Raw genomic sequence first — 6,678 nt, 5'->3', positions numbered from 1 at the left:
CATTTCTGCTGCGCTGCTGGTGTTGCTGCTGATCGCCGCCACCGTGGCGGGTTTCTATATTTACCGGACCTTCCCGGCACTCGACGGTGAACTCCAGGCCGCGGGCTTGCGTGGCTCCGTATCGGTTGCCCGTGACACCGCGGATGTCACCCACATCAAGGCTCAGTCGCCCCACGACGCCTGGTTTGCCCTAGGTTATGTCCACGCACAGGAGCGTGGCTGGCAGCTTGAGTTCAACCGGCGGGTCATGCACGGTGAACTGTCCGAGGTGTTTGGCCCGGCCACACTTGAAACCGACAGGTTGCTGCGCACCCTGGGTGTTGTGCAGGCCGCCGAGCGCCAATGGCAGAACCYGCCGGCCGAGGGGCGCGATGCGATGCAGGCCTACAGCGATGGTATCAATGCTTTTTATCAGGGCTCTTCGCAGGCGCTGTCTCCCGAGTTCCATATCGTGGGCGTCAAACCCGGAGGCCTTTCCGGCAAAGCCTGGTCTCCCACTGACAGCGTCGCATGGTCGCTGATGATGGCGCTGGACCTGGGGGGCAACTGGGGCACCGAGTTCGCGCGCCTGTCGGCGGCCCGGCTGCTGAAGCCCGCAGAACTCCAGCAGTTGTTTCCGCCTTACCCAGGCGAACAGCCTGCCTCGAAAGTGGACTTTGCCAAGCTGTATGCGGGCTTGGGCGTGTACCGGTCTGATCTTCCGGATGCTACGAAAAAGATAGCTGCTGGCGCTGGTAAATCAAGGGCTGGAGGCCTGTTTTATCAGAAACCTTCGCCATTAAACGTCATTGCGCTGGCCTCTGACATCAACGACTGGGCTTTGGCGCTCGGCGACGTGGGAGGTAAAGGTTCCAATAACTGGGTTGTGGCGGGCTCTCACACCAGCACCGGCAAGCCGCTGCTCGCCAACGATCCGCATCTGGGACTTTCGGCGCCGGCGGTCTGGTATTTCGCGCGGCTGCAGGCACCTGAAGGCAAGACAGCCAACGGCGTGAGCGCGCTTGGGCTGGACGTGATTGGCGCGACATTGCCTGGCTTGCCCTTTGTGGTGATGGGGCATACCGGAAAGGTGGCCTGGGGCTTCACCAACACCGCCCCGGATGTGCAGGATTTGTACCTGGAGCAGGTCAATCCCGCCAATGCGCAGCAGTACCGCGTACCCCATGCTGGCGGCGCAAACGCCGACATGGCCTGGGAGGACTTCAAGGTTCGTAGCGAGACGATCAAGGTGAAGGGTCAACCCGATGTGGTGCTCAATGTACGAGAAAGCCGCCACGGTCCCGTTCTCAGTGACGTCCAGAAGTCGCACGCCGACCTGCTTGATATCCGCAAATATGTGATCGCGTTGCGCTGGAGTGCCCTTGATGCCGACAACCAGACCGTGCTGGCAGGCCTGCGCGCCAATCGGGCGCAGTCTGCCCAGGAGTTGCTTGCGGCATTTTCGGCCTATCACTCGCCCATGCAAAACGTCGTGACCGCGGATGTTTTCGGCCAGACCGGTTTCAAGGCGGTCGGCAAGGTGCCGCTGCGAAAACCCGATAACGACATCCTAGGGACCGCGCCGTCACCCGGCTGGGAAGTGCGATACGACTGGGCAGGCTGGGTGCCTTATGCGCAGACGCCCGAGGCTGCCAATTCGGCGATTGAGGCCAAGGGCTGGTGGTCTACAGCGAACCAGCGCATTTCGCCACCTGCTTATCCCTTCTTCATGGGGCAGGACTGGACCGTGCCTTACCGCTACAACCGCATTGAGCAATTGCTGGCTGCCACACCCAGGCACACCATGGAGTCCATGCAAAAAATACAGGGTGACCAGTTCTCGGCGGCCACAGTGCGGCTCTTGCCTTTCCTGCAGAAAACGCTGTCGCAGTCTTCCGCCCATCCATTGGCAGAAGCAGTACGCCGCAGGATGGCGGGATTTGACGGGGCCATGCGTGCCGACCACGCGGCGCCGCTGGTGTTTGCCGCGTGGGCAGACGAGCTGACACGGGGCATCATCGGTGCAAAACTGGGTGAGCCCGCGTTCAAGACCCTTTACGGCAAGCGCCATTTCAGGAGCACGCTGGAAGACATTCTCGAGCACAACGACACCGGATGGTGCGGCACCGCTGGTTGTGCGGCGCAGTCTGCTGCTGCGCTGAACCGGGCGCTGGATCGCCTCCAGGCAGCCTATGGGAACGACGTAGAGGCCTGGAGCTGGGGCAGGGCGCACTTCGCGCTGTCTGCCCACAAGCCATTTGGCAACGTGCCCTGGCTCGCACAATTTTTCGATGTCCGCGTTCCCACCGGTGGGGACACCTTTACCGTCAACGTGGGGCAATACTGGGCGACCGGGGACGCGGCGCCTTTCGCCAACCGGCAGGCCGCTTCTTTGCGGGCCGTGTATGACCTCGCAGACCTGGAGAACTCACGCTTCATTTACCAAACGGGGCAAAGCGGCCTTGTGTTTTCCGGACGCTATCGCGACATGAAGGAGCGCTGGGCCGCAGTGCAATACCGGCCGTTGCAGATGAACCCGTCAACCTACGTGCACCGGCTCACGCTGAATCCCTGAAGGGCTTTGAAGTCTCACGCCGGGATGGCGTCGACATTCAACCGGTCCCAGTGGCGATGCAGGGCGATGGCTGCCATAAAGTCCTGTGAAACCTGCCCCTCAGTCACTTTGCGTGCATCGGCAATCAGGACTCCTGGCGTCGGCACTTGGATCAGCTCCGGGTCTTTGCCCAGGCTGAAACCCAGGGTGCTTAACAGCTGGACGCCATCGTTGATGGCGCAAATCGTTTTGCAATGCTTGTAGGCCTCCAGCACGAAATGCACAGCTTCGCCCATGGCGGCCAGGGTGCCTATGCTGTCGCCTCCCCCGGGGATCAGCACTGCGTCGAACATCACGGAGGGCATATTCGTGAAAGTATGGTCCACCGCAAGCTGCCGGCCGGACGAAGTGCTGACTGTGCCGAGGTGTGGCGCGACGAGTTTGCACAGCGCACCGGCGTCCAGGAGGTCTTGCTGGATGCGCTTGAGGGCTGCGGCTTCGACGCCGTCCGCTACCAGGATGGCCACTTTGCGTGTCTTGACGCTGCCGCCGGTGCGGCCCACCATGCGCAATGCCGGGTCTTCCTCGATCTTGCTAGTCATGCGGTAATCCCGGAAACCCAGCCTGCCGGATGCGGCCTTGGGATCCGGCGGATTGATGCCCAGCGGGGTTGCCACACGGGTTGCCAGTTTCAGGTCCACATGGGCCAGGTTGTCCACCATGCGCTGGCGGATTTCAGGGACCTCCACCTTGGAGAGCTCAAACCGGAATGCCGCAACGATATGGTCTTTTTCCACCGCGCTCTGGCTGTTCCAGAACAGTGCCGCCTGGGAGAAATGATCGTCGAATGAAGGGCTGCGGCGCCTGATTTTGGGTGGCTCTACCTGTTCTGGGTATGACTGGAAGCCATGCGCTCCGCCATCGATCCTGAACTCTGTCCCATTGCCCAGCGTATTGGGCTCATACGCTACCCGTCCTTTGCTGATCGCCTGGCGGTGCATGCCGTCGCGCTGGAAGTTGTGCATCGGGCAGACGGCGCGGTTGATCGGAATCTCGTGGAAATTGGCGCCGCCCAGGCGTGACAGCTGCGTGTCCGTGTAGGAAAAAAGGCGGCCCTGCAGCAGCGGGTCATTGGAAAAATCGATGCCCGGCACCAGGTGGCCAGGGTGGAATGCCACCTGCTCGGTTTCAGCAAAGAAATTGTCGGGATTACGGTTCAACACCATCTTCCCGATGATCTGCACGGGCACCTGTTCTTCCGGGATCAGTTTGGTCGGGTCCAGGATGTCGAACCCCAGCTCGTCCTCCTTGCCTTCGTCCACGATTTGAACGCCCAGCTCCCATTCGGGAAAATTGCCGCTTTCGATGGCCTCCCATAGGTCGCGCCGGTGAAAGTCAGCGTCTTTGCCGGCAATCTTCTGGGCTTCATCCCATGCCAGTCCGTGAACGCCGAGCTTGGGTTTCCAGTGAAACTTCACAAAGTGCGAATCGCCACGGGCATTGATAAAACGAAATGCATGGACACCGAAGCCCTCCATCATGCGGAGGCTGCGCGGTATAGCGCGGTCTGACATGGCCCACATCAGCATGTGTGTGGTTTCGGGCATCAGCGAAGCAAAATCCCAKAAGGTGTCGTGGGCACTGGCCGCCTGGGGCATTTCATGGTGCGGTTCGGGCTTGACTGCATGGATCAGGTCTGGAAACTTGATGGCATCCTGGATAAAGAAAACGGGAATGTTGTTGCCGACGAGGTCGTAATTTCCCTCGGAGGTGTAAAACTTCACGGCAAACCCGCGCACGTCACGCACAGTATCCGCCGAGCCCCTGGAGCCGGCCACGGTAGAAAACCGCACAAATACCGGCGTTTCCACGTCCGGGTCCTGGAGAAAGGCGGCGCTGGTGTATTGCACCATCGACTTGTAGGGTTTGAAGTACCCATGTGCAGCGGAGCCTCGTGCATGGACAGCGCGTTCCGGAATGCGTTCGTGGTCGAAATGGGTAATCTTTTCGCGAAGGATGAAATCCTCCAGCAGGGTAGGGCCACGACCGCCCGCCTTCAGCGAGTTATGGTTGTCCGGAATCTGCAGGCCCTGATTGGTGGTCAGGGCCGCGGCAGGGCCGGTAGAAAATCCCTCAAGCTGCGACTTTTTGTCTTTTGCACCTTCCGCATTTCGGCCAGGGTTGATAGCGTTGCGCTTGGATGGCGGCATGAAAAGTCTTTCTTCTTAAAAGATGGCGTCAGGGGCGGGTGAAAGGAGGGTGCGCCTGGGGCTTTTGGTAGCAGGCGGGCCGGCGGTTTGGCCGGCGCAATATGGCCGTCACGTATCGAGCAAACCTTCCAGCCCCTTCACGCAGGCCAGCAGTGCCAGTGCGGCAACGGTGCCGGCCAGGCACCAGCCCATGAGTTCCTGAAATGCGTCAGCAAGGCCATCGGGCAACAGCATTGAACACAAAAACAGGCTTGCTGCGCAGACCAGTGCGGTGAGAAATGCATGGACGAGGTCGATATCCCGGGGGCTTGCATGAATTCGCCAGGCGGTGAGCAATCCTGCTGCCATGCCTGCCAAAAGTCCGCCCATCAGTTTCATGGTGATTCCCCGTGTGGTTTGCGCTCCACCGGTTGTGTCCCGGTGTCGTTGTCTGGTGCATAGACCATACGGGCCGGCAGATCCATATTCAGTAGCCGGATGCCGGTGCACCCTGTAAGGCCTTTCTTCTCCTTGCGTAAGACATGGCTTACCGTTTTAGCGTGTGCAAAGTGTTCATGTAGACGTCAGGTTTTAGGCGCCTTGGCGGCGCGCTGGCCTTTTCTCCTACACGGGCATGCTCGTCCCTCCGGCAGAAACCGGAAGACGCTTCGCTTAAATTTGCAGCCATGAAAGACATCCAGGCCCAGTTACAGACGGGGATACGCCGATGACGTTGCCAAAAATGAAAACCTATGTCGTAGAGGACAACCCGACCATCCGCGAAAACCTGATCAGTACGCTGGAAGAACTCGCTCCGGTAGAAGCGGTTGGCACGTCTGATACTGAAGAGCAGGGGGCAGAGTGGTTGACGCGCAATGACGCGCAATGGGATCTGGCCATCGTCGACCTCTTTCTCAAGAAAGGAAGCGGTCTCGGGGTGTTGCAGGCTTGCCGCGCCCGCAGGCCGCTTCAAAAAATAGTGGTATTCAGTAACTACGCAACACCCGAGATGCGCAGGCGCTGTGCGGAGTTGGGTGTCGATGCGGTATTTGATAAATCGACTGAAATTGACTGCCTGCTTGCTTACTGCGTGACTCAAAGCCAAAAACTGGACCAGGTTGCGAATGACGAATCCGCGCTCCAGCGAGCCTGAAGGAGGACGGCATGAACGAATCCGCAGTGTTAACGGGCCAGTCCACAGAGGACGCTGTTTACCGTTCCGGTGCAGGTCCACGCAAGCTGTCAGAAGATGTTTTTCCGTCTGCCGAAGAGGCGGTATTGGCGGAGCAAGCCCATGGAACAGGTGGTTTTTCGTCCGACAACCAAGCGACCCGACCGCTGGTAGCTCGGGCCAACGACAAGCGAGCCCCCCTTATGGGTTCTATTCGGACCCAGGTCGCGGAATACCCGTGCCGTTCGGCATTGATGGCCGCCGCCGCCGGCGCCTTGGCCATGATCGTGCTGCGATCACAGTTGCGTCGCCGCGCCGGTTCGCACTTGCCACGCTGGATCAGATAACTCCCTGGCCCCGGAGCATCCAATGCGACTTCATGTTCCCGTTCCGGAACCCAGTCCCGGCACCCCGGGCATCCATATTCCCACCGAGGTGCCGCCGGTGATTATTCCGCCTGCGCCTGGCACGCCCCCGGAGGTCAATGATCCACCGCCGGAGCCGACGCTACCGATTCGCGAGCCGGCGACCAACGTGCCACCGCAGGCGGTTTAACCATAGCTCTGGCTGTGCGGGCACTCGTCGGCACAGCCTACAGGGCGGCCTGCTGCCGCTGGTATTCAGCCCTTTTCATGGTGAGATAAGTGTTCTTGTCTACTTCATGAAGCTGCCGCGCGTACTGCTCCGTGGCATCAAACCAATACAGCATGCGCGCTTCAAGTTGCTGCGCGGCTGGTTTGTCCACAGCGGCGAGGTAGGCTTCAATCGCCAGGTAGTAACGCATG

At 60.1% G+C, this 6,678-nt stretch carries 6 protein-coding genes and 1 pseudogene; 4 read left to right on the top strand and 3 right to left on the bottom strand.

Features of this window, described 5'->3' with window-relative positions; genetic code table 11:
- Window position 1: 1 nt before the first annotated feature.
- On the top strand, window positions 2–2,554 hold the full coding sequence (locus AC1D1X_RS12285; protein ID WP_477698358.1) for a penicillin acylase family protein: 2,553 nt from the start codon (window positions 2–4) through the stop codon (window positions 2,552–2,554).
- A 14-nt stretch (window positions 2,555–2,568) separates the two neighbouring features.
- On the opposite strand, the gene AC1D1X_RS12280 is transcribed toward AC1D1X_RS12285, so the two are convergent.
- Both AC1D1X_RS12280 and AC1D1X_RS12275 read right to left on the bottom strand, forming a co-directional pair.
- On the bottom strand, window positions 2,569–4,743 hold the full coding sequence (locus tag AC1D1X_RS12280; protein ID WP_477698357.1) for a catalase: 2,175 nt from the start codon (window positions 4,741–4,743) through the stop codon (window positions 2,569–2,571).
- A gap of 108 nt (window positions 4,744–4,851) precedes the next feature.
- Window positions 4,852–5,121 (bottom strand): hypothetical protein, encoded by a 270-nt coding sequence (locus AC1D1X_RS12275; protein WP_477671635.1) that lies wholly within the window; start codon window positions 5,119–5,121, stop codon window positions 4,852–4,854.
- Window positions 5,122–5,464: 343 nt separating this feature from the next.
- On the opposite strand from AC1D1X_RS12275, the gene AC1D1X_RS12270 reads away from it, so the two are divergent.
- Genes AC1D1X_RS12270 through AC1D1X_RS12260 form a run of 3 tightly spaced genes read left to right on the top strand, consistent with a single transcriptional unit; the run spans window position 5,465 to window position 6,448 of the window.
- The gene (locus AC1D1X_RS12270; protein WP_477698356.1) at window positions 5,465–5,875 is read left to right on the top strand and encodes a response regulator; all 411 of its coding nucleotides are present in this window, start codon (window positions 5,465–5,467) and stop codon (window positions 5,873–5,875) included.
- An 11-nt stretch (window positions 5,876–5,886) separates the two neighbouring features.
- A complete protein-coding gene (locus tag AC1D1X_RS12265; protein ID WP_477671633.1) occupies window positions 5,887–6,240 on the top strand; it encodes a hypothetical protein in 354 nt (117 codons plus the stop codon).
- Between the two features lie 22 nt (window positions 6,241–6,262).
- Window positions 6,263–6,448 carry a hypothetical protein gene (locus AC1D1X_RS12260; RefSeq protein WP_477671632.1) on the top strand — a complete coding sequence of 62 codons (186 nt, stop codon included), beginning with the start codon at window positions 6,263–6,265 and terminating at the stop codon, window positions 6,446–6,448.
- 37 nt (window positions 6,449–6,485) lie between these two features.
- Here the strand turns inward: AC1D1X_RS12260 and AC1D1X_RS12255 are convergent.
- Window positions 6,486–6,678 (bottom strand): annotated as a pseudogene (locus AC1D1X_RS12255) (hypothetical protein); the annotation flags it as partial.

The organism is Polaromonas sp. P1_G4, from assembly GCF_056405475.1.
The sequence above is the reverse complement of the archived record's forward strand: the minus strand, read 5'-3'. Positions and strand labels throughout refer to the sequence as shown.